The organism is Kitasatospora sp. NPDC049258, from assembly GCF_040678895.1.
Taxonomy (GTDB): Bacteria; Actinomycetota; Actinomycetes; order Streptomycetales; family Streptomycetaceae; genus Kitasatospora.
In genome coordinates, this window is the sequence record NZ_JBFAQT010000021.1 from 50,273 (window position 1) to 73,592 (window position 23,320).

General features: G+C 71.2%; 19 protein-coding genes. 4 read left to right on the forward strand and 15 right to left on the reverse strand.

Annotated elements, in window-relative coordinates; translation table 11 throughout:
- Positions 1–32: 32 nt before the first annotated feature.
- The 3 genes from AB0K43_RS19445 to arc form a co-directional block, all read right to left on the reverse strand.
- On the reverse strand, positions 33–248 hold the full coding sequence (locus tag AB0K43_RS19445) for a ubiquitin-like protein Pup (RefSeq protein WP_363641302.1): 216 nt from the start codon (positions 246–248) through the stop codon (positions 33–35).
- A gap of 159 nt (positions 249–407) precedes the next feature.
- Positions 408–1,919, reverse strand: a complete 1,512-nt coding sequence (gene dop / locus AB0K43_RS19450) for a depupylase/deamidase Dop (protein WP_363641304.1) — start codon at positions 1,917–1,919, stop codon at positions 408–410.
- 196 nt (positions 1,920–2,115) lie between these two features.
- A complete protein-coding gene (arc, locus tag AB0K43_RS19455) occupies positions 2,116–3,882 on the reverse strand; it encodes a proteasome ATPase (protein ID WP_363641306.1) in 1,767 nt (588 codons plus the stop codon).
- A gap of 288 nt (positions 3,883–4,170) precedes the next feature.
- Here arc and AB0K43_RS19460 point away from each other — a divergent pair, with 288 nt between their 5' ends.
- Positions 4,171–4,458, forward strand: coding sequence for a ferredoxin (locus tag AB0K43_RS19460; protein ID WP_363641308.1), 288 nt, complete (start codon positions 4,171–4,173; stop codon positions 4,456–4,458).
- A gap of 25 nt (positions 4,459–4,483) precedes the next feature.
- Here AB0K43_RS19460 and AB0K43_RS19465 read toward each other — a convergent pair whose 3' ends face one another.
- From AB0K43_RS19465 to AB0K43_RS19475, 3 genes are all read right to left on the reverse strand, one after another.
- Positions 4,484–5,086 carry a hypothetical protein gene (locus AB0K43_RS19465; protein WP_363641310.1) on the reverse strand — a complete coding sequence of 201 codons (603 nt, stop codon included), beginning with the start codon at positions 5,084–5,086 and terminating at the stop codon, positions 4,484–4,486.
- Positions 5,087–5,294: 208 nt separating this feature from the next.
- On the reverse strand, positions 5,295–6,260 hold the full coding sequence (locus AB0K43_RS19470; RefSeq protein ID WP_363641312.1) for a tRNA (adenine-N1)-methyltransferase: 966 nt from the start codon (positions 6,258–6,260) through the stop codon (positions 5,295–5,297).
- Positions 6,261–6,310: 50 nt separating this feature from the next.
- Positions 6,311–7,522 (reverse strand): site-2 protease family protein, encoded by a 1,212-nt coding sequence (locus AB0K43_RS19475; protein WP_363641314.1) that lies wholly within the window; start codon positions 7,520–7,522, stop codon positions 6,311–6,313.
- A 246-nt stretch (positions 7,523–7,768) separates the two neighbouring features.
- Here AB0K43_RS19475 and AB0K43_RS19480 point away from each other — a divergent pair, with 246 nt between their 5' ends.
- Positions 7,769–8,662, forward strand: coding sequence for a RecB family exonuclease (locus AB0K43_RS19480; protein ID WP_363641316.1), 894 nt, complete (start codon positions 7,769–7,771; stop codon positions 8,660–8,662).
- A gap of 46 nt (positions 8,663–8,708) precedes the next feature.
- Positions 8,709–9,380, forward strand: coding sequence for a response regulator transcription factor (locus AB0K43_RS19485; RefSeq protein WP_363641318.1), 672 nt, complete (start codon positions 8,709–8,711; stop codon positions 9,378–9,380).
- Between the two features lie 99 nt (positions 9,381–9,479).
- On the opposite strand, the gene AB0K43_RS19490 is transcribed toward AB0K43_RS19485, so the two are convergent.
- From AB0K43_RS19490 to metH, 3 genes are all read right to left on the reverse strand, one after another.
- Positions 9,480–11,090 carry an ABC transporter substrate-binding protein gene (locus tag AB0K43_RS19490; RefSeq protein ID WP_363641320.1) on the reverse strand — a complete coding sequence of 537 codons (1,611 nt, stop codon included), beginning with the start codon at positions 11,088–11,090 and terminating at the stop codon, positions 9,480–9,482.
- Positions 11,091–11,434: 344 nt separating this feature from the next.
- Positions 11,435–12,133 (reverse strand): HAD family phosphatase, encoded by a 699-nt coding sequence (locus AB0K43_RS19495; protein WP_363641322.1) that lies wholly within the window; start codon positions 12,131–12,133, stop codon positions 11,435–11,437.
- 138 nt (positions 12,134–12,271) lie between these two features.
- A complete protein-coding gene (gene metH, locus AB0K43_RS19500; RefSeq protein ID WP_363641324.1) occupies positions 12,272–15,796 on the reverse strand; it encodes a methionine synthase in 3,525 nt (1,174 codons plus the stop codon).
- A 126-nt stretch (positions 15,797–15,922) separates the two neighbouring features.
- Between metH and AB0K43_RS19505 the strand changes: the two genes are divergently transcribed.
- Positions 15,923–17,008 carry a hypothetical protein gene (locus tag AB0K43_RS19505; RefSeq protein WP_363641326.1) on the forward strand — a complete coding sequence of 362 codons (1,086 nt, stop codon included), beginning with the start codon at positions 15,923–15,925 and terminating at the stop codon, positions 17,006–17,008.
- A gap of 33 nt (positions 17,009–17,041) precedes the next feature.
- Here AB0K43_RS19505 and AB0K43_RS19510 read toward each other — a convergent pair whose 3' ends face one another.
- The 6 genes from AB0K43_RS19510 to AB0K43_RS19535 all read right to left on the reverse strand — a co-directional run bounded on the left by AB0K43_RS19510 (position 17,042) and on the right by AB0K43_RS19535 (position 23,018).
- On the reverse strand, positions 17,042–17,608 hold the full coding sequence (locus tag AB0K43_RS19510) for a TetR/AcrR family transcriptional regulator (protein WP_363641328.1): 567 nt from the start codon (positions 17,606–17,608) through the stop codon (positions 17,042–17,044).
- On the reverse strand, positions 17,605–17,967 hold the full coding sequence (locus tag AB0K43_RS19515) for a DUF1304 domain-containing protein (RefSeq protein ID WP_363641330.1): 363 nt from the start codon (positions 17,965–17,967) through the stop codon (positions 17,605–17,607). Before AB0K43_RS19515 ends, AB0K43_RS19510 begins: the two co-directional genes overlap by 4 nt.
- A 55-nt stretch (positions 17,968–18,022) precedes the next feature.
- Positions 18,023–19,645: a glycoside hydrolase family 13 protein gene (locus tag AB0K43_RS19520; RefSeq protein ID WP_363641332.1), complete on the reverse strand. Its 1,623-nt coding sequence runs from the start codon at positions 19,643–19,645 to the stop codon at positions 18,023–18,025.
- Positions 19,646–19,693: 48 nt separating this feature from the next.
- Positions 19,694–20,563, reverse strand: a complete 870-nt coding sequence (locus AB0K43_RS19525) for a carbohydrate ABC transporter permease (RefSeq protein WP_363641334.1) — start codon at positions 20,561–20,563, stop codon at positions 19,694–19,696.
- Positions 20,564–20,575: 12 nt separating this feature from the next.
- Positions 20,576–21,523 (reverse strand): sugar ABC transporter permease, encoded by a 948-nt coding sequence (locus AB0K43_RS19530; RefSeq protein WP_363641336.1) that lies wholly within the window; start codon positions 21,521–21,523, stop codon positions 20,576–20,578.
- Positions 21,524–21,605: 82 nt separating this feature from the next.
- Positions 21,606–23,018 carry an extracellular solute-binding protein gene (locus AB0K43_RS19535; protein ID WP_363641338.1) on the reverse strand — a complete coding sequence of 471 codons (1,413 nt, stop codon included), beginning with the start codon at positions 23,016–23,018 and terminating at the stop codon, positions 21,606–21,608.
- Positions 23,019–23,320: the final 302 nt, after the last annotated feature.

Here is a 23,320-nt window from a genome sequence, read left to right on the forward strand (position 1 = left end):
ATTGTCTACGGTTTTCCAGGACCCGGGGAAAACTACTGGCCGCCCTTTTGCACGAATCCGCGGACGAAGTCCTCCGCGTTCGACTCCAGGACCTCGTCGATTTCGTCCAGGACGGCGTCGACGTCGTCGCTGAGCTTTTCCTGGCGCTCCTTGAGGTCTTCGGAGCCCTGCGCCTCCGCGGCCTGCTCCTCGACCTCCTCGGAGGAGCGGTTCGCCCGCTGCTGGCCGCCGTCGTTGTCCTTAGCCATTTCCCTCACCCCGCTCGCTCGATCGGTCTGGCACGGCTCGGTCTGCTTGAGTCAGACCCTATCCACAGGGTGCGGATCTCGCCCCCACTTACGTTCAACGTTCGGCTCTCCCCCGGATGATTCCCATCCGGACGCCGTTCACCCGTGGTGATCGAAAAGTTACCCGCCGGCCAGCACCCGGAGCAGGTCCTCCGCAGTGCGGCAGCGGTCCAGCAGCTCCTTGACGTGGTTCCTGGTGCCGCGCAGCGGCTCCATGGTGGGCACCCGCTGGAGCGAGTCCCGGCCGGGCAGGTCGAAGATCACCGAGTCCCAGGAGGCCGCCGCGACGTGCTCGGCGTACTGCTCCAGGCAGCGGCCCCGGAAGTACGCCCGGGTGTCCTCCGGCGGCTTCAGGACGGCCCGCTGCACCTCCTCCTCGGTCACCAGCCGGTCGAACCGGCCACGCGCCTCCAGCCGGTTGTACAGACCCTTGTCGGCCCGGACGTCGCTGTACTGCAGGTCGACCAGGTGCAGCCGCGGAGCCTCCCAGCCGAGGCCGTCGCGCTGGCGGTAGCCCTCCAGCAGCTCCTTCTTGGCGATCCAGTCGAGCTGCCGGGACAGGCTCATCGGGTCTCGCTCCAGGCGCCCGAGCACGTCCTCCCAGCGGGCCAGCACGTCCACGGTCTGCTCGTCCGCGTCCTGCCCGAACCGGTCCTCGACGTACTTGCGGGCCAGCTCGCAGTACTCCATCTGGAGCTGGACCGCGGTCAGCTTGCGGCCGCTGCGCAGCGTGATCAGGTACTCGAGGCCGGGGTCGTGGGAGACCCGGTGCAGGGTGCGGACCGGCTGGTCGACGGCCAGGTCGACGGCGATGAAGCCGTCCTCGATCATCGACAGCACCAGCGAGGTGGTGCCCAGCTTGAGGTAGGTGGAGATCTCGGAGAGGTTGGCGTCGCCGATGATCACGTGCAGCCGGCGGTACTTCTCGGCGTCGGCGTGCGGCTCGTCCCGGGTGTTGATGATCGGGCGCTTGAGGGTGGTCTCCAGGCCCACCTCGACCTCGAAGTAGTCGGCCCGCTGGCTGATCTGGAAGCCGTTCGCGGAGCCGTCCTGGCCGAGGCCGACCCGGCCGGCGCCGGTGACCACCTGGCGGGAGACGAAGAACGGGGTGAGGTGGCGGACGATGTCGGCGAACGGCGTCGCCCGCTGCATCAGGTAGTTCTCGTGGGTGCCGTAGGAGGCGCCCTTGTTGTCGGTGTTGTTCTTGTAGAGGTGGATCGGCTGCCCGTTCGGCAGCTCCAGGGCGCGGGCCGCCGCCTCGGCCATGATCCGCTCACCGGCCTTGTCCCACAGCACGGCGTCGCGCGGGTTGGTGACCTCGGGCGAGCTGTACTCGGGGTGCGCGTGGTCCACGTAGAACCGGGCGCCGTTGGTCAGGATGACGTTGGCGAGGCCGATGTCCTCGTCGGTGAGCTGGCTGGCGTCCGCCACCTCCCGCGCGAGGTCGAAGCCCCGGGCGTCGCGCAGCGGATTCTCCTCCTCGAAGTCCCAGCGGGCCCGCCGGGCCCGGTGCATCGCCGCCGCGTAGGCGTTGACGATCTGGGACGAGGTGAGCATGGCGTTGGCGTTCGGGTGGCCGGGCACGGAGATTCCGTACTCGGTCTCGATCCCCATCACGCGCCGTACGGTCATGCGGCCCTCCTTGCCCGGTACCCCGCCCCGCCGGGCTGGGTACTGACGTACCGCTGTGTTCACCTGTGTTCACCGCCGCCGGTGCGAGACCGGCGACAGGTCGAGCTTGGACCGGCCCCCTGCGGCCGGCCCCCGAGACACGCCGTCCGGCTGCGGGGCCCGCAGGCTCCGCAGCCGGACGGAGGGTGACCGCCGCTTAGAGGTACTGCCCCGTGTTGGCGACAGTGTCGATGGAGCGGCCGGACTCGGCGCCCTGCTTGCCGGTGACCAGCGTGCGGATGAAGACGATCCGCTCGCCCTTCTTGCCGGAGATCCTGGCCCAGTCGTCCGGGTTGGTGGTGTTGGGCAGGTCCTCGTTCTCCTTGAACTCGTCGACGCAGGCGGCGAGCAGGTGGGAGACGCGCAGACCCCGCTGGCCGTGGTCGAGGAAGTCCTTGATGGCCATCTTCTTGGCCCGGTCCACGATGTTCTGGATCATGGCGCCGGAGTTGAAGTCCTTGAAGTACAGGACCTCCTTGTCACCGTTGGCGTAGGTGACCTCCAGGAAGCGGTTGTCCTCGGTCTCCGAGTACATCCGCTCGACCACGGACTGGATCATCGCGGCCACGGTGGCCGGCAGCGAGCCGTCGTGCTCCTTGACGTCGTCCGGGTGGAAGGGCAGCGACTCCTTGAGGTACTTGGAGAAGATGTCCTTCGCCGCCTCGGCGTCCGGCCGCTCGATCTTGATCTTGACGTCCAGGCGGCCGGGCCGCAGGATCGCCGGGTCGATCATGTCCTCGCGGTTGGAGGCACCGATGACGATGACGTTCTCCAGGCCCTCCACGCCGTCGATCTCGGCGAGCAGCTGCGGGACGATGGTGTTCTCCACGTCCGAGCTCACCCCCGACCCACGGGTGCGGAAGAGCGACTCCATCTCGTCGAAGAAGACGATGACGGGGGTGCCCTCGCTGGCCTTCTCCCGGGCCCGCTGGAAGACCAGGCGGATCTGCCGCTCGGTCTCACCGACGTACTTGTTGAGCAGCTCCGGGCCCTTGATGTTGAGGAAGTAGCTCTTCCCCTGCGGCCGACCGGTGACCTCGGCCACCTTCTTGGCCAGGGAGTTGGCCACCGCCTTGGCGATCAGCGTCTTGCCGCAGCCGGGCGGGCCGTAGAGCAGGACGCCCTTGGGCGGGCGCAGCTCGTACTCCTTGAACAGCTCGGCGTGCAGGTACGGCAGCTCCACCGCGTCGCGGATCTGCTCGATCTGGTTGCCCAGGCCGCCGATCTGCCGGTAGTCGATGTCCGGGACCTCCTCGAGGACCAGCTCCTCGACCTCGGACTTCGGCACGACCTCGTACACGTAGCCGGAGCGGGGCTCCAGCAGCAGGGCCTCGCCCGGGCGCAGCTTGATGCCGCGCAGCGGTTCGGCGAGCCGGACCACCCGCTCCTCGTCGGTGTGGCCGGTGACCAGGGCGCGCTCGCCGTCCTCCAGGACCTCCTTGAGGGTGACGATGTCGCCGATGCTCTCGAAGGCCATCGCCTCGACGACGTTGAGCGCCTCGTTGAGCATCACCTCCTGGCCGCGGCGCAGCGCGTCCAGGTCGACGCCGGGGCTGATGTTCACCCGCAGCTTGCGCCCACCGGTGAAGATGTCGACGGTGTCGTCCTCGTTCCGTTCGAGGAAGACGCCGAAGCCTGCGGGGGGCTGGGCGAGCCGATCCACCTCCTCCTTGAGGGCCACGATCTGGTCGCGGGCCTCTCGCAGGGTGGAGGCGAGCCGTTCGTTCTGGGCGGAGACCCCGGCCAGATTGGTCTGGAGTTCGACGATCCGCTCCTCGAGAACTCTCGAGTTGCGGGGCGATTCGGCCAGCTTGCGGCGCAGCACGGCGATTTCCTGCTCAAGGTACGAGACCTGTGCGGCCTCGTCTGAACCACGAGCAGGCCGGCCGGCGCTGCGGTTGTAGTCGTCATCGTGGGCGGCCACGGTCCTCACCTCCTCCTGGGGGAGCTGGACGCTTCCAGACCCTACCTGGGACCAGGGGTCCGTAAACCCCTAGATCAAGAAAGATGGAGTGGGCGTGTCCGATCTTCGCCCTCGCGTGCTTCCCCTCTGGTAGAGGAGATGCCCACCGGTCGACGATTCAAAGCGGACCAGATGTATCGTCGATCGAGTCAATACCTGATCGTGACCGTGGAAAGCGGTGCGATCGTTGTACGAATGGCGGGATTGCCTACGAAATCGGGGCAACTCGGAGCAGAAACGGCAGGGGACATGTCGGCGACCGGCGACGCGCTCGAAGTATGGATCGACCAGGACCTGTGCACCGGCGACGGCATCTGCGCGCAGTACGCGCCCGAGGTCTTCGAGCTGGACATCGACGGCCTGGCGTACGTGAAGGGCCCGGACGACGAGCTGCGCCAGCAGCCCGGCGAGACCGCGCCGGTGCCGCTGACCCTGCTTCAGGACGTGGTGGACTCCGCCAAGGAGTGCCCCGGCGACTGCATCCACGTGCGGCGGGTCACCGACCGGGTCGAGGTGTACGGGCCGGACGCGCCGTAGCGGCGCAGCGGCCGCGCGCGAGGCCTCAGGCCTGCGCGGCCGACGGGACGCTCTCGCCGCGGGTCCACCGGCCGTCCTTGCGGACCCAGTTCAGGTCCTTGGAGACGTCCGGGCAGCAGCGCGGCACCTCGTCGTCCGAGTAGCCCTGGACGTGCGCGGTGACGTAGCCGCCGGCCGGGGCGAGCCGGGTGACGGTGAGGTTCTCGTCCGGGCGCAGCAGGGTCTCCAGCACCACCGGGCGGCCGCCTTGGCCGGGCCCGAGCAGCCAGACGCCGTCGGGCGGGGTGCCGTTGTCGGCGGCGCAGTGCGCGGCCACCACGGTGACCGGGTGGTGGTCGCCCAGGTCGGCGGGGAAGCTCGCGCCGACGGCGACCGGGAACGGGCCGCAGTCCAGTGGCAGTTCGGCCGCGGCCGGGTCGGGCGCGGCGGCCGTCGGGGTCGGGCCCGCGGCCGGCCGGCCGGCGGTGACGGTGCCGGTGGCGGGGGTGGCGGCGAGGGCGCCGCCCACCAGGGCGAGGCAGCCGGCGGCCACCAGGGCCCAGTGCCGCACTCCGGGGCGGGCGTGGGCGGGTATGCCCCCCGCGCCGCTCGTCGTCATCGTCCGCGCCGTCTCGACCGCTGCTTCCACCAGGCAGTCCCCTCCACCGGTACGGTGCCCCTGATCGGCACGGTGGGTGCTGTGAGCGAGCATCGTCCCACACCCGAACGGCCGTGTCCGCACCGGGTCGCACAGCAGGTCGACGAGGGTCCGAGCCGGTACGACAAGAAGCCCGCGAGGGGTGGCACCGCGGGCTCGCGCCCGGTGTGCCACCCCTCGCGGGCCGGTGCTCCCGAGGTCAGTCGAGCTCGCGCGCGTCGGCCGCGGCGGCCTGGCGGGTGGCCCGCCGGATGGCGGCGCGCTCGGCCAGGGTGAGCTCCGGCTCGGCGCCGTTGTCGTAGTCCTCGCCGTACGCGCCCTTGGCGGGGCGGCGGCGGCGCAGCGGCGGCTCGACGCCGTCCGCCAGCCGGCGGGCGGTGAGCAGGAAGCCGGTGTGGCCGATCATCCGGTGGTCCGGGCGGACGGCCAGGCCCTCCAGGTGCCAGGTGCGGACCATGGTCTCCCAGGCCTGCGGCTCGGTGAAGGTGCCGTGCTCGCGCAGCGCCTCGACGGTCCGCGACATCTGGGTGGTGGTGGCCACGTAGCAGCAGATCAGGCCGCCGGGCACGAGCGCCTTGGAGGCGACGTCCAGGCACTCCCAGGGGGCGAGCATGTCCAGGATGACGCGGTCGACGTCGGTCTCGACCAGGTTGTCCTGGAGGTCGCCGATCGTGAGCTTCCACGCCGGGTGCGGACCGCCGAAGTAGCGCTCGACGTTCCCCTTGGCGATCTCGGCGAAGTCCTCGCGGCGCTCGTACGAGGCGAGCATCCCGGTGTCGCCGACGGCGCGCAGCAGGTAGCTGCTCAGCGCCCCGGAGCCGACGCCGGCCTCGACCACGCGGGCACCCGCGAAGATGTCGGCCATGGCGAGGATCTGGCCCGCGTCCTTGGGGTAGATCACCGCCGCGCCGCGGGGCATGGACAGGACGTAGTCGGGGAGCAGGGGTCGCAGCGCCAGATAGGGCACGTTGCCCGTGGTACGCACAACAGTGCCCTCAGGGGCACCGATCAGCTCGTCGTGGGGGAACGCACCCTTGTGGGTGTGGAACTGGTTCCCGGCCTGCAGAGTGAACGTGTAGTGACGGCCCTTGGGGTCGGTCAGCTGAACCTGGTCCCCGACCTGGAAGGGCCCGCGTCGGCGGGTGGCACCGGTCGGTTCGGACATGCGGACAATCTTAGGGGAAGCCGGACGCCCGTCCGACCAGTGCCGCCGCGCTACCGGCCGGCGAGGGCCGCGGTCAGCCGGCGCTCCAGGTCGGCCAGGGTGAGCACGCCGTACGGGGAACCGTCGGCCCGCACCACCAGGTACTCGGTGGCCGGGGTGCGGCGCAGTGCGGTGAGCAGTTGCTCGCCGGTGAGGTCCAGCGGGATCCGCAGGCCCGGTTCGAGGTCGCGGGCGAGGGCGCCGACGGACATCCAGGGGCGGCGGTGCTCCGGGACGGCGCTGACGGCGTGCTCCTTGACCAGCCCGATCGGGTCGCCCCGGCCGTCCACCACCAGGATCGCCCCGGCCTCGGCCTCCCTGGCCTGCCGCATGGCCTCGCCGAGCGGGGTGTCGGCGGTGACGTGCACCGCGCGCCGGGTGAAGTCGCGGACCTCCAGCAGCGGCAGCGCCTCCTTGAGCCGGGCGTTGCGGACGCTGTTGGTGGCGCCGCTCCAGATGATCACCGCGAGCACCGCGGCCAGCACCCCGTCGATCACGCTGTCCACCCCGGAGCGGTCCGGACCGGCCTGGGCGGCACTGAACAGCGGCAGGCCGAAGAGGACCGCCAGCGCGAGCACCCGGCCCGCCCAGGCGGCGGCCACGGTGCCGGTCATCGGCCGCCCGGTGATCCCCCAGACCACGGCCCGCAGCATCCGGCCGCCGTCCAGCGGCAGGCCGGGCAGCAGGTTGAAGGCCGCGACCACCAGGTTGGAGACCATCAGGCCGGCCAGCAGCACGCCGGGCACGGTGCCCGCGTCCACGGCCCGCACGGCCAGGTAGAAGAGGCCGCCGAGGACCAGCGAGAGCAGCGGCCCGACGAAGGCGAGCCAGAACTCCCGGGCGGGGCTCTGCGCCTCCTTCTCGATCTCCGACACACCGCCGAAGAACTGCAGCCGGATCCGCCGCACGCCGAGCCGGTAGCGCAGCGCCACCACGGTGTGCGCCAGCTCGTGCACCAGCACCGAGGCGTAGAAGGCGACGGCGAAGGAGAGCGCGACCAGGTACCGGGTGTAGCCCAGCTCGGGGAGGATGTCGGCGAGCCGGCCGCCGAAGATCCAGGTGATCAGGGCGGCGATCACGAACCAGGACGGGGTGACGTAGACCGGCACCCCGAACGGGCGTCCCATCAGGATCCCGCCGCGCGGCTCGTCGCCGTCGGGCCCGTCCGGCTCGTGGGCCGGTGGTGGCCCCGCCGAGGTCTGCTGCCCCCTGCTGTCGCTCACGCTGCCCCTTCGCTCTTCGATCCCGTGGTCGGTCGGTGCGTGCCCGCGGTGGCACCTGCGGTCGGTGCGCCCACGCTACGTGATCGCGCAGACGATTCGGCGCGCGCCCCTCGCATGGGTCTATACCCCGTACAACGCCGCGTGCGCCCCCGTTGGTGCCGTCGGCTGGCCCGGGATCGCGCCGCGGCGGGCGTCGGCCCGGTGCCCTGACAGCGAGATGTGAGCGCCGGGCAATAGGGTCTGGGTATGCAGCAGACCGACCGCGACCCCGCCGCGACCGCGCAGCCGAGGCCGGCCAGCGCCCCGACCGGCCTGTCCCCCTCCCGGGCCGGCGACTTCATGACCTGCCCGCTGCTCTACCGGCTGCGGGTGATCGACCGGCTCCCCGAGCCGCCGAGCCCGGCGGCCACCCGGGGCACCCTGGTGCACGCCGTGCTGGAGCGGCTGTTCGACAGCCCGGCCGAGGAGCGCACCCCGGAGCGCGCCCTGGACCTGCTGCGCCCGCAGTGGGAGCGGCTGCTGGCCGAGCGCCCGCAACTGGCCGAGCTGTTCGCCGCGCCGGGGCAGGACGAGGAGGCCGCCGCCACCGCGCTGGCCCGCTGGCTGGCGGACGCCGAGAAGCTGGTCGACCGGTGGTTCCGGCTGGAGGACCCGACCCGGCTGCACCCGGTGGAGCGGGAGCTCTACGTGGAGACGGCGCTGGAGTCCGGCCTGCTGCTGCGCGGCTACATCGACCGGGTGGACGTCGCCCCGACCGGCGAGGTCCGGCTGGTCGACTACAAGACCGGGCGGGCGCCCTCGCGGGACTTCGAGGGCAAGGCGATGTTCCAGATGAAGTTCTACGCCCTGGTGGTGTGGCGCTGGAAGGGCGTCATCCCCAAGCGGCTGCAGCTGGTCTACCTCGGCGGCGGGGGTGACGTGGTCACCTACGACCCGGACGAGGCCGACCTGCGCTCGGTGGAGCGCAAGCTGGAGGCGCTCTGGCAGACCATCTCGCAGGCGGTCACGACCGGGGAGTTCCCGGCCACCCGCAACCGGCTCTGCGACTGGTGCGACCACCAGGCCAGCTGCCCCGAGTTCGGCGGCACCCCGCCGCCGTACCCGCTGCCGATCCACATCACGCTGCCCGAGCAGGGCTGAGTTCGATCCCGACGGGGGACCAAGACATGAGCAAGAGGAGTCACAGGTGACGATCCGAGTGCTGCTGGTCGACGACCAGCCGCTGCTGCGCACCGGCTTCCGGATGATCCTGGAGGCCGAGCCCGACCTGGTGGTGGTCGGCGAGGCCGGGGACGGCCAGCAGGCACTGGACCAGGTCCGGGCGCTCCAGCCGGACGTGGTGCTGATGGACATCCGGATGCCGCGGATGGACGGGGTGGAGGCGACCAGGCGGATCGCCGGCCCCGGGCGGGACGGCCCGGCGAAGGTGCTCGTGCTGACCACCTTCGACCTGGACGAGTACGTGGTCGAGGCGCTGCGCGCGGGGGCCAGCGGCTTCCTGCTGAAGGACGTGCCGGCGGAGGAGCTGGTGCAGGCGATCCGGGTGGTCGCGGACGGCGCGGCGATGCTGGCACCCTCGGTGACCCGCCGCCTGCTGGACATGTACGCCACCCGGCTGCCCTCCGGCGAGGAGCTGCCGCCGCAGGCGCTCACCATGCTGACCGAGCGTGAGGTGGAGGTGCTCAGGCTGGTGGCCCGCGGCCTGTCCAACGCCGAGATCGCCGCCGAGCTGTTCGTCAGCGAGACCACCGTGAAGACCCATGTCGGGCACGTGCTGACCAAGCTTCAGCTGCGCGACCGGGTGCAGGCCGCGGTGTACGCCTACGAGAGCGGCCTGGTGCGGCCCGGCGCCCTCTGAGCCGGCCCGCCCGGCTCGGCGTACGGCGAAGGCCCGCCCCCTTCGCGGGGGGCGGGCCTTCGCCGTGGCGGGTCACCGGGTCGGGTCACCCGGCACGGGTCACTTCTTCTTGACCCGGCCGATCTCCCAGAACCGGACCACGCCGGTGGTGTCCATGGTGCCCTCGATGCCGGTGATGTTGTTGCGCGAGGCGAAGAAGGACTTGTTCTGGTACATCGGCAGCATCGGCACCGCGTCCGCGACCAGCTTCTGGATCTGGGTGTAGCTGCCGCCGGCCGTGCGGTCGGTGGACCTGATGCTCTCGGGCACCAGGGTCTGGCTGATCTTCGGGTCGTCCCAGCCGTTGTGGAAGGCGCCGCCGTCCACCACCAGCGGGGAGATGAAGTCGTCCGGGTCGGCGTAGTCCGGGGTCCAACCGACCGTGTAGGCCTGGTACTTGCCGGACTTCCAGCCCTCCTTGTAGGCGGTCCAGTCCGGCTCCTGCTCGACCGTGATCTGGAACAGGCCGCTGGCCTCCAGCTGCTTCTTGACCAGGTTGAGCTCTTCGGCGCCGGCCCGGGCCCGCGACCAGGTCATGGTGATCTTGATCGGAGTGGCGACCTTGGCGTTGCCCAGGATCTTCTTGGCCTTGTTGACGTCCGGCTCGCCGTACTTGTCGAAGAAGGCGGTGTTGTGCGCCGTGATGCCGGTCGGGACCACCGAGTAGAGCGGCTGGACGGTGCTCGCGTACACGTCGCGGGCCATCGCCTTGCGGTCCAGCAGCTGCGCGACGGCCTGGCGGACCGCGACGTTGCCGCCGACCGGGTCCTTGGCGTTGAAGACCAGGAAGCGGGTCTCCGCGCCGTCGCCCTCGGCCACCTTGAGGTCGCCCTTGCCGGCCAGCTCGTCGTTCTTGATCTGGGCGGCGGCGGTCGGCTCCAGGCTGTTGTCGGCCACGTCGACGTCGCCCTTGTCCAGCGCCGACTTCAGCTCGTCCGCCTTGGCGAAGAAGCGCAGCGCGAACTTGTCGCTCTGCAGCTTGGCGTCGCCCTTGTAGTTCGAGTTGGCCGAGAGCGAGACCTTGCCGAGCGAGTGGCTCTCGGCGTCCGCCTCCTCCATCGAGTCGACCTTGTACGGGCCGGAGCCGACCAGCTTGGAGTTCTCCAGCAGCTTGTCGGCCGGGTAGACCTGGTGGTCGACGATCGAGCCGGCCGCCGAGGCCAGCTTGGCCGGGAGCACCGCGTCCGGCGAGGTCAGGTGGAAGGTGACGTCCGCGTCGCCGCTCGCCTCGACCGACTGGATGGTCGACAGCAGCCCCGAGGGGCCGTTCTCGTCGTTGATCTTCTGCATCCGCTGCACCGAGAAGACCACGTCGGCGGCGGTCAGCGGGTGGCCGTTGGAGAACTTCAGGCCGCTGCGCAGGGTGCAGTGGTAGGTCTTGGCGTCCGAGCCGGTGAACTCGCAGGACTGCGCGGCGTCGGGCTGCGGCACGGTCGCGCCGGCCGGGAACTTGAGCAGCGACTGGAAGGTGTTGTTGAGCACCATCCAGGAACCGGCGTCGTAGGCGCCCGCCGGGTCCAGCACGCTGGTCACGTTGGTGGTGCCCATGGTGATCGCGCCGCTGGAGTCACCACCGGTGACCACCTTCGTCGCGGAGGCGCAGCCGGCGGCCGTGGTGGCCACCAGGGCCGCGCAGCTGAGGACCGCCAGGCGGCGGTTGGCGGAAGTCATTCGGTTGGGTTCCTTCTGCATGCGGCCGGCTGCGGTGGGCGCCGGGGGCCTCCTCGACCTGCCGGTGTGGGGCAGGCTCCGGAGGGCCTTACGACCGCGCGCGCACCTTCGACCGGATACCCGGCGACGGGGCTGACGCGGCATGAGGTCAGGGCACTGATTCGGATGTAGCGTGCCACATCGAACATGTACGAATCGTGCCCGTTCGCCCCACCCTGACGGGCCGTCGCCGGAGCACCCCGACGAGTTGTCAGCCAATGCCCGTTTTGCCCCTGGTCATGAGCACGCAGTGTCGCCGCCGGTGCGCGGTACGGAAGCGGCGAATCGTCCAAAAGAGAGCAATCTCACACCCGGGCGGCGACCACGGCCCGCAGCAGCTCCAGATCCACCTGCTCCAGCGAGGCCAGCACCGTCCGTCCGGGGGCGGGCTCGATCGCGGCCACCGAGGGGACCGCGATCACCGGGCAGCCGGCCGCCTCCGCGGCCCGGACGCCGGTCGGCGCGTCCTCGACCACCACGCAGCGGCCCGGCTCGGCGCCGAGGCGGGCCACCGCGGCCAGGTACGGGTCCGGGTGCGGCTTGGTGCGCACCACCTCGTCGCCGGCCACCGAGAAGGCGAAGTGGTGGGCTCCCAGGCTCTGCAGCACGATGTCGATGATGTGCCGGTGCGAGGCCGACACCAGGGCGGCCGGGATGCCGTGCGCGCCCAGCGTGTTGAGCAGCCGCTCGGCGCCGGGCATCAGCGGGACGCCGCCGGCCAGCAGGTCGACGAAGCGCTGGTTGATCAGCACCGTCAGCTCCGCGGGGCTGAGCCGCACCCCGGTGCGGCCCAGCAGGTAGTCGATCACCCGGCTCATCGGGCCGCCCACCACCTGGGCCCGGTCCGCCTCGTCCAGCTGGTGGCCCAGCTCCGCGAAGAGCGAGGCCTCGGCCTGCCACCAGAAGTCCTCGGTGTCGACCAGGGTGCCGTCCATGTCGAGCAGGACCGCCTGCAGGCCCGCGCCGTCGCCGGTGGTACGGGCAGAGGTGGAAACGGTCGTCATGCGGGTGGTCCCTTCCGAGTGCCGACCATCCCGGGGGATGGCACAGGCCGGCCCGCTGGTGAGCGGACCGGCCCGTTCAGGATCATCAAGCTTACGCCCGGTGTCCGCTTTTGCCGCGAACGGAGCGCAAGGCACGGATTACCGGGCGTTGAAGTACTTGGCCTCGGGGTGGTGGATCACGATCGCGTCGGTGGACTGCTCCGGGTGCAGCTGGAACTCCTCGGAGAGCACGACCCCGATCCGCTCCGGCTTCAGCAGCTCGGCGATCTTGGCGCGGTCCTCCAGCTCGGGGCAGGCCCCGTAGCCGAGCGAGAAGCGGGCGCCGCGGTACTTGAGCGCGAACATGTCCCGGACGTCCTGCGGGTCCTCGTCGCCGAAGCCCAGCTCGAACCGGACCCGGGCGTGCCAGAACTCGGCCAGCGCCTCGGCCAGTTGGACGGACAGCCCGTGCAGCTCCAGGTAGTCGCGGTAGGAGTTGTTGGCGAACAGCTCGTTGGCGGCCTCGGAGACCCGGTTGCCCATGGTCACCACCTGGAGCCCCAGCACGTCCCGCTGGCCCGACTCCTCCGGGCGGAAGAAGTCCGCCAGGCACAGCCGCCGCCCGCGCCGCTGGCGGGGGAAGGTGAAGCGGGTGTGCTCGGAGCCGTCCTCGTTGAAGACGATCAGGTCGTCGCCCTTGGAGTTGGCCGGGTAGTAGCCGTAGATCACGGCGGGCTCCAGCCAGCCCTCGGTCTGCAGCCGGTCCAGCCACATCCGCAGCCGCGGCCGGCCCTCGGTCTCCACCAGCTCCTCGTACGAGGGGCCCTCGCCGGTGCGGGCGGCCTTCAGGCCCCACTGCCCCTTGAACAGCGCGTCCTCGTCCAGCCAGGAGGCGTAGTCGGCGAACGGGATGCCCTTGACGATCCGGTCGCCCCAGAACGGCGGGGCGGGCACCCGGTTGTCCACCGCGACGTCCGAGCGGATCTGACCGAGGTTCGGCTCCTCCAGCGGCTCCTCGACCTCGACCCGGGCGTGCCGGCGCTGGCGCAGTTCGGGCAGCGCGGCGCCCGGCACCCCGCGCTTGACCGCGATCAGCGCGTCCATCAGGCGCAGGCCCTCGAAGGCGTCCCGGGCGTAGCGGACCTCGCCCTCGTAGATCTCGTGCAGGTCCTGCTCGACGTAGGCGCGGGTGAGCGCGGCGCCGCCCAGGATGACCGGGTAGTCGGCCGCCAGCTTGCGCTGGTTGAGCTCCTGGAGGTTCTCCTTCATGATCACCGTCGACTTGACCAGCAGCCCGGACATCCCGATGACGTCCGCCTTGTGCTCGACGGCGGCGTCCAGGATCGCCGAGACCGGCTGCTTGATGCCGAGGTTGACCACGGTGTAGCCGTTGTTCGACAGGATGATGTCGACCAGGTTCTTGCCGATGTCGTGCACGTCGCCCTTGACGGTGGCCAGCACGATGGTGCCCTTGCCCTCGTCGTCGGACTTCTCCATGTGCGGCTCCAGGTGCGCCACCGCGGTCTTCATCACCTCGGCGGACTGCAGCACGAACGGCAGCTGCATCTGGCCCGAGCCGAACAGCTCGCCGACCACCTTCATCCCGGCCAGCAGGGTGGAGTTGACGATCTCCAGCGCCGGGCGCTCGGCCAGCGCCTCGTCGAGGTCGGCCTCCAGGCCGTTTCGCTCACCGTCGATGATCCGGCGCTGCAGGCGCTCCTCCAGCGGCAGCGCCGCCAGCTCCTGCGCCTTGGACTCCGCGCTGGAGGCCACCGACACGCCCTCGAACAGCTGCAGCAGCCTCTGCAGCGGGTCGTAGTCCTCGGTGCGGCGGTCGTAGACCAGGTCGAGCGCGACCTCGCGCTGCTCCTCGGGGATCCGGGCCATCGGCAGGATCTTCGAGGCGTGCACGATCGCCGAGTCCAGGCCGGCCTCGACGCACTCGTTCAGGAAGACCGAGTTGATCACCATCCGGGCCGCCGGGCTGAGGCCGAAGGAGATGTTGGACAGGCCCAGCGTGGTCTGCACCTCGGGGTGGCGCCGCTTCAGCTCGCGGATCGCCTCGATGGTCTCGATGCCGTCCCGCCGGGACTCCTCCTGGCCGGTGCCCAGGGTGAAGGCCAGACAGTCGACCAGGATCGAGCTCTCCTCGATGCCGTACTCGGTGGTCAGCTGCGCGATCAGCCGCTCGGCGATGGCGACCTTGGTGTCCGCGGTGCGGGCCTGGCCCTCCTCGTCGATGGTCAGCGCGATCAGACCGGCGCCGTGCTCCCGGGCCAGCCCGGCGACCTTGCCGAACCGGGTGTCCGGGCCGTCGCCGTCCTCGTAGTTGACCGAGTTGAGCAGCGCCCGCCCGCCCAGTGCCTCCAGGCCGGCCCGCAGCACGTCCGGCTCGGTGGAGTCGAGCACGATCGGCAGCGTGGAGGCGGTGGCCAGCCGGCCGGCGATCTCCTTCATGTCGGCCACGCCGTCCCGGCCGACGTAGTCCACGCACAGGTCCAGCAGGTGGGACCCGTCCCGGATCTGCTCGCGGGCGATCTCCACGCAGGCCTGCCAGTCCCCCGCCAGCATCGACTCGCGGAACTTCTTCGAGCCGTTGGCGTTGGTCCGCTCGCCGATCGCCAGGTACGAGGTGTCCTGCCGGAACGGCACCGCCTGGTACAGCGAGGCCGCGGACGGCTCCGGGCGCGGGTCGCGCACCGCGATCTCGCGGCCCTGCACCCGCTCGACCACCGCGCGCAGGTGCTCGGGGGTGGTGCCGCAGCACCCGCCGACCAGCGAGAGGCCGTAGTCACGGGTGAACACGTCGTGCGCGTCGGCCAGCTCGGCCGGGGAGAGCGGGTAGTGCGCGCCGTCCTTGCCCAGCACCGGCAGACCGGCGTTCGGCATGCAGGACAGCCCCACCCTGGCGTTCTTCGCCAGGTAGCGCAGGTGCTCGCTCATCTCGGCCGGGCCGGTGGCACAGTTCAGGCCGATGTAGTCGACGCCCAGCGGCTCCAGCGCCGTCAGCGCGGCACCGATCTCGGAGCCGAGCAGCATCGTGCCGGTGGTCTCCACCGTCACCTGCACCAGCACCGGCAGGTCCAGGCCCGCCTCGGCCAGCGCCCGCTTGGAGCCCAGGATCGCCGCCTTGGTCTGCAGCAGGTCCTGGCTGGTCTCCACCAGCAGCGCGTCCGCGCCACCGGCGATCAGGCCGGCGGCGTTGCGCTGGAAGCCGTCCCGGAGCAGCTCGTACGGGGCGTGGCCGAGGGTCGGCAGCTTGGTGCCGGGCCCGATCGAGCCGAGCACCCAACGGGTCCGGCCGTCCTGCTCGGCGAAGGCGTCGGCGGCCGCACGGGCGATCCGGGCACCCGCCTCGGAGAGCTCGAAGACCCGCTCCGGGATGTCGTACTCGCCCAGCGCCGCGTGGTTGGCACCGAAGGTGTTGGTCTCCACGCAGTCCACGCCCACCGCGAAGTACGCGTCGTGCACCGCGCGCACGATGTCGGGGCGGGTCACGTTGAGGACCTCGTTGCAGCCCTCCAGCTGCTGGAAGTCCTCCATCGTGGGGTCCTGCGCCTGCAGCATGGTGCCCATCGCGCCGTCGGCCACCACCACCCGGGCGGCGAGGGCTTCACGCAGGGCGTTCGCACGCCCCTGCTGGACGGAGGCTGTCTGGGCGGACGAGGGGACGGCTGTGGCCATGTGGCTGCTCCTGAGTGCGACGGCTGTCGGCTATGCGGTCCCGCTCCTGTGATCCGGGACGCACCCGGTCAGGGTATCCGCCCGGGGCCCCGCGCACGGAACCCGTTTCGCATCGTGGGCGTCCTGATGGACGCCGGACGAGAACGGGGAGGCCTTGTGCGACGGGCGATACGGGCGCGACTGAGGGTGCTGCGGGCACGCTGGCGCGGGTGGGGCCGATGGCGCCGGACGGGTGTGGCGGCCCTGCTGGGCCTGGCCCTGTTGCTGCTCCCGGTGGCCGGCGCGGCCGCCGCGCTGCGGCTCGCGTACACCGGAGAGCCGGCCGCCGAGGCCCGGAGCAGGGGCCGCGACGCGCTCTGGCTGGGCCACGCCTGGGTGGACGGCCGAAAGGGGGACGCGGAGCTCGCCGAGCTCGGCCGGCGGCTGGCCGGCACCGGGATCCGGGACCTCTACGTGCACACCGGGCCGCTCGCGCACGACGGCTCGCTCGACCCTGCGCTGTACCCGACCGCCCGGCGGTTCGTGGACCAGGTGCACCGGACGCTGCCCGGGGTCCGGGTGCAGTCCTGGCTGGGCGACGTGGTCGCACCCGAGAAGGAGGGGCTGCACCTCGACCGGGCGGACGTCCGGGACCGGATCACCGCCTCCTGCGTCCAGGTGCTGGACCTCGGCTTCGACGGGGTGCACTTCGACATGGAGCCGGTGCACTCGGAGGACCCCGGCTGGCTCGCCCTGCTCGACCAGGCGCACGCGACGACCGCCGCCCGGGGTGTCCCGCTGTCGGTGGCGGCGCCGCAGATCGACCCGCTGCCCGGGCTGCACGTGGCCGGCACCGGGCTGACCGGGCACGGCAAGTGGTGGTCGCAGGCGTACTTCGCCCAGACCGCGCGCCGGGTCGACCAGGTCGCGCTGATGTCCTACGACACCAGCATGCAGCTGGAGTCGCTGTACGGCGGGTACGTGGTGCGGCAGACCCGGCTGGCCCTGGAGGTGACGCCCGAGCGGGTCGACCTGCTGATGGGGCTGCCCGCCTACTGGGACGACACCTTCAGCCACCGTGGCTCGGCGGAGACGGTGGCCGCGGCCGTCCGCGGCGCCCGGCTCGGGCTCGGCGACAGCCCGCGGCGCTCCTTCGGGCTGGCGCTGTACGTCGACTTCACGGCGACCGACGAGGACTGGGCGGCGTACCGGGACGGGTGGGGGCGGGTCTGAGACGCGCGTCCGGGCGGGGTGCGGCGCCGGTGCTCAGGGGAACGGGGTGCGGTGCAGGGAGATCAGCAGGCGCCAGACCTGGCCGGCCACGACCGGCGGGGCGGCGGGCTCGGGGCTGTGCAGCCAGTCGGCCAGCAGGGCGGTGAAGGCCCCGGCGACGGCGGCCGCGACCACGCCGGGGTGGGGGGCGCCGGCGCGTGCGCGTTCGGTGCGGCTGCGCTCGCGGAGTTCCAGGTTGAGCAGCTCGCCGAGCGGGCCGGTGCCGCCGGGGTGCAGCAGGGAGCGGTGGAGCCCGGCCTGCTCGCGGACCTCGCCGAAGAACTCCGCCAGCTCGGACGGCGGCGCCGCCGGATCCGGGATGCCCCGCCAGGCGTGCAGGGCGTCGTTCGCCGCCCGCACCACCTCCGCGCAGGCGTCCACCGCGAGCGCCTGGAGGTCCTGGTAGTGCAGGTAGAAGGTGGCCCGGCCGACCCCGGCCCGGCGCACCACCGCCGAGACGCTGACCTGGTCGAGCGGCCGCTCCGCGCATTCGGCGAGCAGCGCCGCCCGCAGGCCGGCCCTGGTCCGCTCGGCCCGCGGGTCGGCTGCGGCCGGGCTCATCCGGCCACCAGCACGGCGGCCAGCGCCAGTGCCCCGGGGAGGGCCTGGGCGAACAGGATGCGCCGGTTGGCGGTGGCCGCGCCGTACAGGCCCGCCACCACCACGCAGCTCAGGAAGAACACCTGCACCCGCTGGCCGGTGGGGTCGGCCGCGATCAGGCCCCAGACCAGGCCGGCCGCCAGGAAGCCGTTGTAGAGGCCCTGGTTGGCGGCGAGCGGCGCGGTCGCCCTGGCCAGCTCGGCGTCGAAGCCGGAGAGCTCGCGCCCCGGCTTGCGCTGCCACAGGAACATCTCCAGCACCAGAAAGTACAGGTGCAGCGCGGCCACCAGGGCCACCAGGACGACGGACAGGATCTGCATGGTCCCCACTCACTCACTCATGGACAACTGTCCAGTAATCATAGACAGGTGTCCATCAGATTGGCGAGCCCTGCAGCCAGACCGCCGTGTCCACCGGCAGCAGCCCGTCGGCGAGCGGCCCGCTGGCGAGCAGCACGGCCCCGTGCGGCGGCAGCGGCACCGGCTCGGCACCCAGGTTCACCAGGCAGCAGAAGCCACCCGAGCGCCGGAAGGCCAGCACCTCCGGAGCGGCCGGAAGCCAGTCGAACTCCCCCGCCACCACCGAACGCCGGATCCGCAGCGCCGCCCGGTAGAGCTCCAGCATCGAGGCCGGGTCCCCGGACTGGGCCTCGACCGTCAGCGCGGCCCAGCCGGCCGGCTGCGGCAGCCACGGCTCGACACCCGGCGGAGCGAAGCCGTACGGCGGCTCGCCGCCCGACCAGGGCAGCGGCACCCGGCAGCCGTCCCGGCCCGGGTCGATGCCGCCGGAGCGCAGGTGCATCGGGTCCTGGAGGCGCTCCAGCGGCAGGTCCTCCACCTCCGGCAGCCCGAGCTCCTCGCCCTGGTAGAGGTAGACCGAGCCGGGCAGCGCCAGCGAGAGCAGCGCGGCCGCCCGGGCCCGGCGGAGCCCGAGCGGCAGATCGGTGGGGGTGCCGAAGGCCTTGGCCGCGAAGTCGAACCGGGTGTCGGCCCGGCCGTAGCGGGTCACCGTGCGGGTGACGTCGTGATTGGCCAGCACCCAGGTGGCCGGGGCCCCGACCGGGGCGTGCGCGGCCAGGGTGGCGTCGATCGAGGCGCGCAGCTGCGCCGCGTCCCAGGGCCGGGCCAGGAAGTCGAAGTTGAAGGCGGTGTGCAGCTCGTCCGGGCGCAGGTAGCGGGCGAACCGCTGGGTGTCGGGCACCCAGATCTCGCCGATCAGCACCCGGGGCTCGGCGTACGAGTCGGCGATCTCGCGCCAGGAGCGGTAGATCTCGTGCAGCTCGTCCCGGTCGACGTACGGGTGCGGGTCGCGGCCCGGTACGAAGTCCGGCAGCCCGGGATCCTTGGCGAGCAGGCCGGCGGAGTCGATCCGCACCCCGGCCGCGCCCCGGTCGAACCAGAACCGCAGGATCGACTCGTGCTCCGAACGGACCTGCGGGTGGGCCCAGTTGAGGTCCGGCTGCTGGACGGCGAACAGGTGCAGGTACCAGTCGCCCGGCGTCCCGTCCGGGTCGCTGGTCCTGGTCCACGGGCAGCCGCCGAACTCGGATCTCCAGTCGTTGGGCGGCAGTTCGCCCTGCTCGCCGCGGCCGGGACGGAAGTGGAAGAGCTCCCGCTCGGGGCTGCCGGGGCCGGCCGCGAGCGCGGCGCAAAACCACGGGTGGGCCTCGGAGACATGGTTGGGCACCACGTCCACGATGGTCCGGATGCCCAGCTCCAGGCCCTCGGCGATCAGCTTCTCGGCCTCGGCCAGCGTGCCGAAGGCCGGGTCGACGTCCCGGTAGTCGGCCACGTCGTAGCCGCCGTCGGCCATCGGCGAGGGGTACCAGGGGTTGAACCAGACGGCTTGGACGCCGAGTTCGGCGAGGTACGCCAGGCGTGAGCGGACCCCGGCAAGGTCCCCGGTGCCGTCGCCGCTGCCGTCGGCGAAGCTGCGCGGGTACACCTGGTAGATCGCGGCGTCCCGCCACCAGTCCGAGTGCTCGGGCTGCTGTGCCACGGTGGGGCCCCTTTCGAGAGTGGACAGGCTTGGGGATGTGACGGGCGGTCAGCCCTTGAGGCTGCCTGAGGTCAGGCCGGCCATGATGTTGCGCTGGAAGATCAGGAAGAACACGACGGTCGGTGCCGAGGCGATCGCCAGGGCCGCGATGATCACGTTCTGCGAGACGCCGAGCGAGAGCGAGTTGATGCCGATGTTGAGCGGCTGGTTCGCCGGATCCGGCTGGACCAGCATCGGCCACAGGAAGTCCTTCCAGACGTTGACCACCGCGAAGATGGACACCACGCCGAGGATCGGGCGGGACATCGGCAGCACGATCGACCACAGGGCCCGCAGCGGGGTGGCCCCGTCGATCGCCGCCGCGGCCATCAGCTCCTCCGGGATCGAGTCGAAGAAGCGCTTCAGCAGGAAGATGTTGAAGGCGTTGGCGACGGTGGGCAGCCAGATCGCCCAGGGGGTGTTGATCAGGTTGACGTGCAGCAGCGGCAGATCCAGCACGGTCAGGTACTGCGGCACGATCAGCACCGCCGCCGGGATCATCAGGGTGGCGAGCATCATCCCGAGGATCAGCTTGCCCAGCACCGGCCGGAGCTTCGACAGGGCGTAGGCCGCGGCGACGTCGAACACCAGCTGGAAGGCGAGCGCCCCGAAGGCGTAGTAGAGGGTGTTGAACAACAGCCGGCCCATCCGCAGTTGGCTCCAGGCCTCACTGTAGGTGTCGGTGCGGATCTGCGCGGGGAAGAGCGTCGGCGGGTTCTGCAGCACTTCCCGGGTGGACTTCAGCCCGCCGGTGACCAGCCAGTAGAGCGGGCCGAGGAAGACCAGGGTGAAGGTGACCAGCACCAGGGTGAGCACGATCCGGTACACGATCCGCCCGCGGCGGCGGTTCAGCTGGGTGTCGGAGATCAGGGTGCGCATCGCGGCCGCTCCTCAGTCGGTGGTGCGGCTCAGCCGCGCGTAGAGGGCCGAGAAGCCGGCCAGGACGACGAGCATCACCAGGCCCAGCGCGGAGGCGCTGCCGTAGTTGTTGAAGTTGAAGGCGTACTGGTAGATCAGGTAGACCACGGTGGTGGTGGAGCCCTGCGGGCCGTTGCCGCCGGTGAGCAGGTAGGGCTCCACGAAGACCTGCATGGTGGCGACGACCTGGAGCAGCAGCAGCATCGAGAGGATCAGCCGGGTCTGCGGGATGGTGACGTGCCAGATCCGGCGCAGCAGCCCGGCCCCGTCCAGCTCGGCGGCCTCGTACAGCTCGCCGGGGATGCCCTGCAGGGCGGCCAGGTAGATCAGGGTGGCGCCGCCCATGTTCATCCAGGTGGCGGCGATCACCACCGAGACCATCGCGGTGCCGGCGGAGTTCAGCCAGGCCGAGGTCGGCAGGTGGAGGGCGCTCAGGATGCTGTTGAACAGGCCGTGCCCGGGGTCGTAGAAGTACTTGAAGAGCAGCACCGAGGCGACCGGCGGCATCATCACCGGCAGGTACACCAGGATCCTCAGGTAGGCCTTGGCGTGCCGGAGTTCGTTGAGCAGCACGGCGACCACGAAGGGCATCGCGAAGCCGAGCAGCAGGGCGAGCAGGGTGAAGAGCAGGGTGTTGCGCCAGGCCTGCCAGAAGGCCGGGTCCTGGAGGATGTGGTCGAGGTTGTCCAACCCCACCCAGGTGGTCCGGCCGCGCTTGGTCTTCTGGAAGCTCATGATGACTTCGCGGACCATCGGGTACCAGGCGAAGTAGCCGAAGCAGAGCAGCGCGCCGAGCAGGAAGCCGTGCGCCGTGAGGTGCTGGCGGACGCGCTGGCGCAGACCCGCGCGGCGGGAGGCGGGGGCACGGTCCGGGGGCGGCCCGGCGGGCTTCTTGCGGGCCAAGACGCTGATCGCTGCCATCGGAGGGGGCTCCTGGGTCGGCGGGCTGGGCGGGTGCGGGCGGCGCCGGGGGCCGGCCCGGCGGCCGGCCCCTGGCGGACCGTTACTGGAGGCTCGCCAGCACCTGGTTGACCTGGCTCTCGGCGTCCGAGAGCAGCTTGTCCACCTTGGCGTCCTTGTCGGTCAGGACGGCGGAGACGGCGTTGTCCAGCACCTTGTAGATCTGCTGGGCGTTGGCCGGCTCGGTCTTTCCGGGCACCGACGCGGCCAGGTACGGCGCGTAGTTCTGCACCGGGACGGTGGCGTCGGTGGCCTTGGCCTTGTTGTCCGCCTGCAGGCTGGCGCCGGTGAAGAAGAACGGCTGGGGCAGGCCGACCGGCAGGCCGTCGGTCTTGTTGCGGGCGTAGTCGAACTGGCCCTTGCCGATGGTGAGGAACTTGAAGTTGATCCAGGCGATGCCGGCCTTGATCTGGTCCGGGCTCGACCCCTTCTTGAAGAGGTAGTCGTTGCCGCCGAGCAGGGCCGCCCTGCCGCCCGGCATCGGGCCCATGCCGTAGTCCGCGTAGTTGCCCTTGAGGGTCTGCACCATGTACGTGATGTCGTCCGGGGCGCCGACGTACATGCCCAGCTTGTCGGTGGACATCTGGGTCATCAGGTCGGGCCACTTGAGCCCCTGGGTGGCGCCCATGCTGTTGTCGGTCCAGCGCATGTCGTACAGGTTCTGCAGGACCTGCTTGCCCTCGGGGGTGTTGAAGGCGGCCTTCTTGCCGTCCGCGGTGGTCATCGCGCCGCCCAGGCCGTACAGCTCGGCGGTGTAGTGCCAGCCGCCCTGGTTGGTGGCGCTGTAGTCGCCGTAGCCGTTGACGCCGTTGCCCAGCGCGGCGATCTTCTTGGCGGCCTCCCGGATGCCCTCCCAGGTGGTCGGCGGCTTGTCCGGGTCGAGGCCGGCCTGGGTGAAGAGCTTGCGGTTGTAGAGCAGGCCCATCTTGTAGTTGGAGTAGGGCAGTCCGTACAGCTTGCCCTCCGACTTCAGGGTGGCCAGCACGGACGGGTCGATGTCCTTCAGGGCCGGGACGGACCTGTCGTTGACGTAGGCCGAGATGTCCTCGACGCCGTCGGCGTCCAGCACCTGGTTCAGGTCGGTGAAGTAGCTGTAGAAGACGTCGGTCTGGGTCCTGCCCTTGAGCTGGGCGGTGAAGGCGGCGGGCTCCTCGCAGGGGAAGCCGTCCTTGGCGTCGACCGTGACGTTCGGGTAGAGCTTGTTGAAGGCCGCGACGTCGTCCGCCCACTGCTTGCGCTCGGCGGCCTTGGTGACCGGCGGCTGGCAGTCGATGCTGATCGTCACCTTGGTGGCCGGGTCGAGCGGGGCCGCGGCGTCGGCGGAGCCGCCCTTGGCCGAACCGCCCTGGTCGGCCGAGCCCGAGGAGCCGGAGGAGCTGCAGGCGGCGGCGCTGAGCGCCAGGCCGGCCGCGGCGGCGAGGGCGACGGATCTGCGGATGAGCCGGTCTCTGTTCATGCGGGTGGACCCTTTCGAGCACGTGGGCAGCGCCGGGGCGCGGGAGTAGCCCGTGATTTCCGGTGGGGGCCGCCTCCGAGAAACACAGTCGGGTGGCGGGGAAGCGCGTGCGAGGTCGTACCTCTGCCGCTGCGGTGACGCATCGCCTGCTGGCGTCGACCACTTAACCAGCCTCGACAGATGACCACAAGATGTCGACGAGATTTCGCAAAAACACGACTTCTCGCTTGCGTAGCCGCCCGTCGACGCAGGCTGCGGGCATGCCGGAGCAGGGCGGGCACCCCGGTGCCCGCCCTGCTCCG

What these genes read in the sequence shown, in the direction of transcription:
- AB0K43_RS19445 (WP_363641302.1), bottom strand. Translation starts at nt 248, where the DNA reads ATGGCTAAGGACAACGACGGCGGCCAGCAGCGGGCGAACCGCTCCTCC.
- AB0K43_RS19525 (WP_363641334.1), bottom strand. Translation starts at nt 20,563, where the DNA reads ATGCGCACCCTGATCTCCGACACCCAGCTGAACCGCCGCCGCGGGCGG.
- metH (WP_363641324.1), bottom strand. Translation starts at nt 15,796, where the DNA reads ATGGCCACAGCCGTCCCCTCGTCCGCCCAGACAGCCTCCGTCCAGCAG.
- AB0K43_RS19535 (WP_363641338.1), bottom strand. Translation starts at nt 23,018, where the DNA reads ATGAACAGAGACCGGCTCATCCGCAGATCCGTCGCCCTCGCCGCCGCG.
- AB0K43_RS19495 (WP_363641322.1), bottom strand. Translation starts at nt 12,133, where the DNA reads ATGACGACCGTTTCCACCTCTGCCCGTACCACCGGCGACGGCGCGGGC.
- AB0K43_RS19480 (WP_363641316.1), top strand. Translation starts at nt 7,769, where the DNA reads ATGCAGCAGACCGACCGCGACCCCGCCGCGACCGCGCAGCCGAGGCCG.
- AB0K43_RS19470 (WP_363641312.1), bottom strand. Translation starts at nt 6,260, where the DNA reads ATGTCCGAACCGACCGGTGCCACCCGCCGACGCGGGCCCTTCCAGGTC.
- AB0K43_RS19515 (WP_363641330.1), bottom strand. Translation starts at nt 17,967, where the DNA reads ATGCAGATCCTGTCCGTCGTCCTGGTGGCCCTGGTGGCCGCGCTGCAC.
- AB0K43_RS19510 (WP_363641328.1), bottom strand. Translation starts at nt 17,608, where the DNA reads ATGAGCCCGGCCGCAGCCGACCCGCGGGCCGAGCGGACCAGGGCCGGC.
- AB0K43_RS19490 (WP_363641320.1), bottom strand. Translation starts at nt 11,090, where the DNA reads ATGACTTCCGCCAACCGCCGCCTGGCGGTCCTCAGCTGCGCGGCCCTG.
- AB0K43_RS19505 (WP_363641326.1), top strand. Translation starts at nt 15,923, where the DNA reads ATGGACGCCGGACGAGAACGGGGAGGCCTTGTGCGACGGGCGATACGG.
- dop (WP_363641304.1), bottom strand. Translation starts at nt 1,919, where the DNA reads ATGACCGTACGGCGCGTGATGGGGATCGAGACCGAGTACGGAATCTCC.
- AB0K43_RS19530 (WP_363641336.1), bottom strand. Translation starts at nt 21,523, where the DNA reads ATGGCAGCGATCAGCGTCTTGGCCCGCAAGAAGCCCGCCGGGCCGCCC.
- AB0K43_RS19460 (WP_363641308.1), top strand. Translation starts at nt 4,171, where the DNA reads ATGTCGGCGACCGGCGACGCGCTCGAAGTATGGATCGACCAGGACCTG.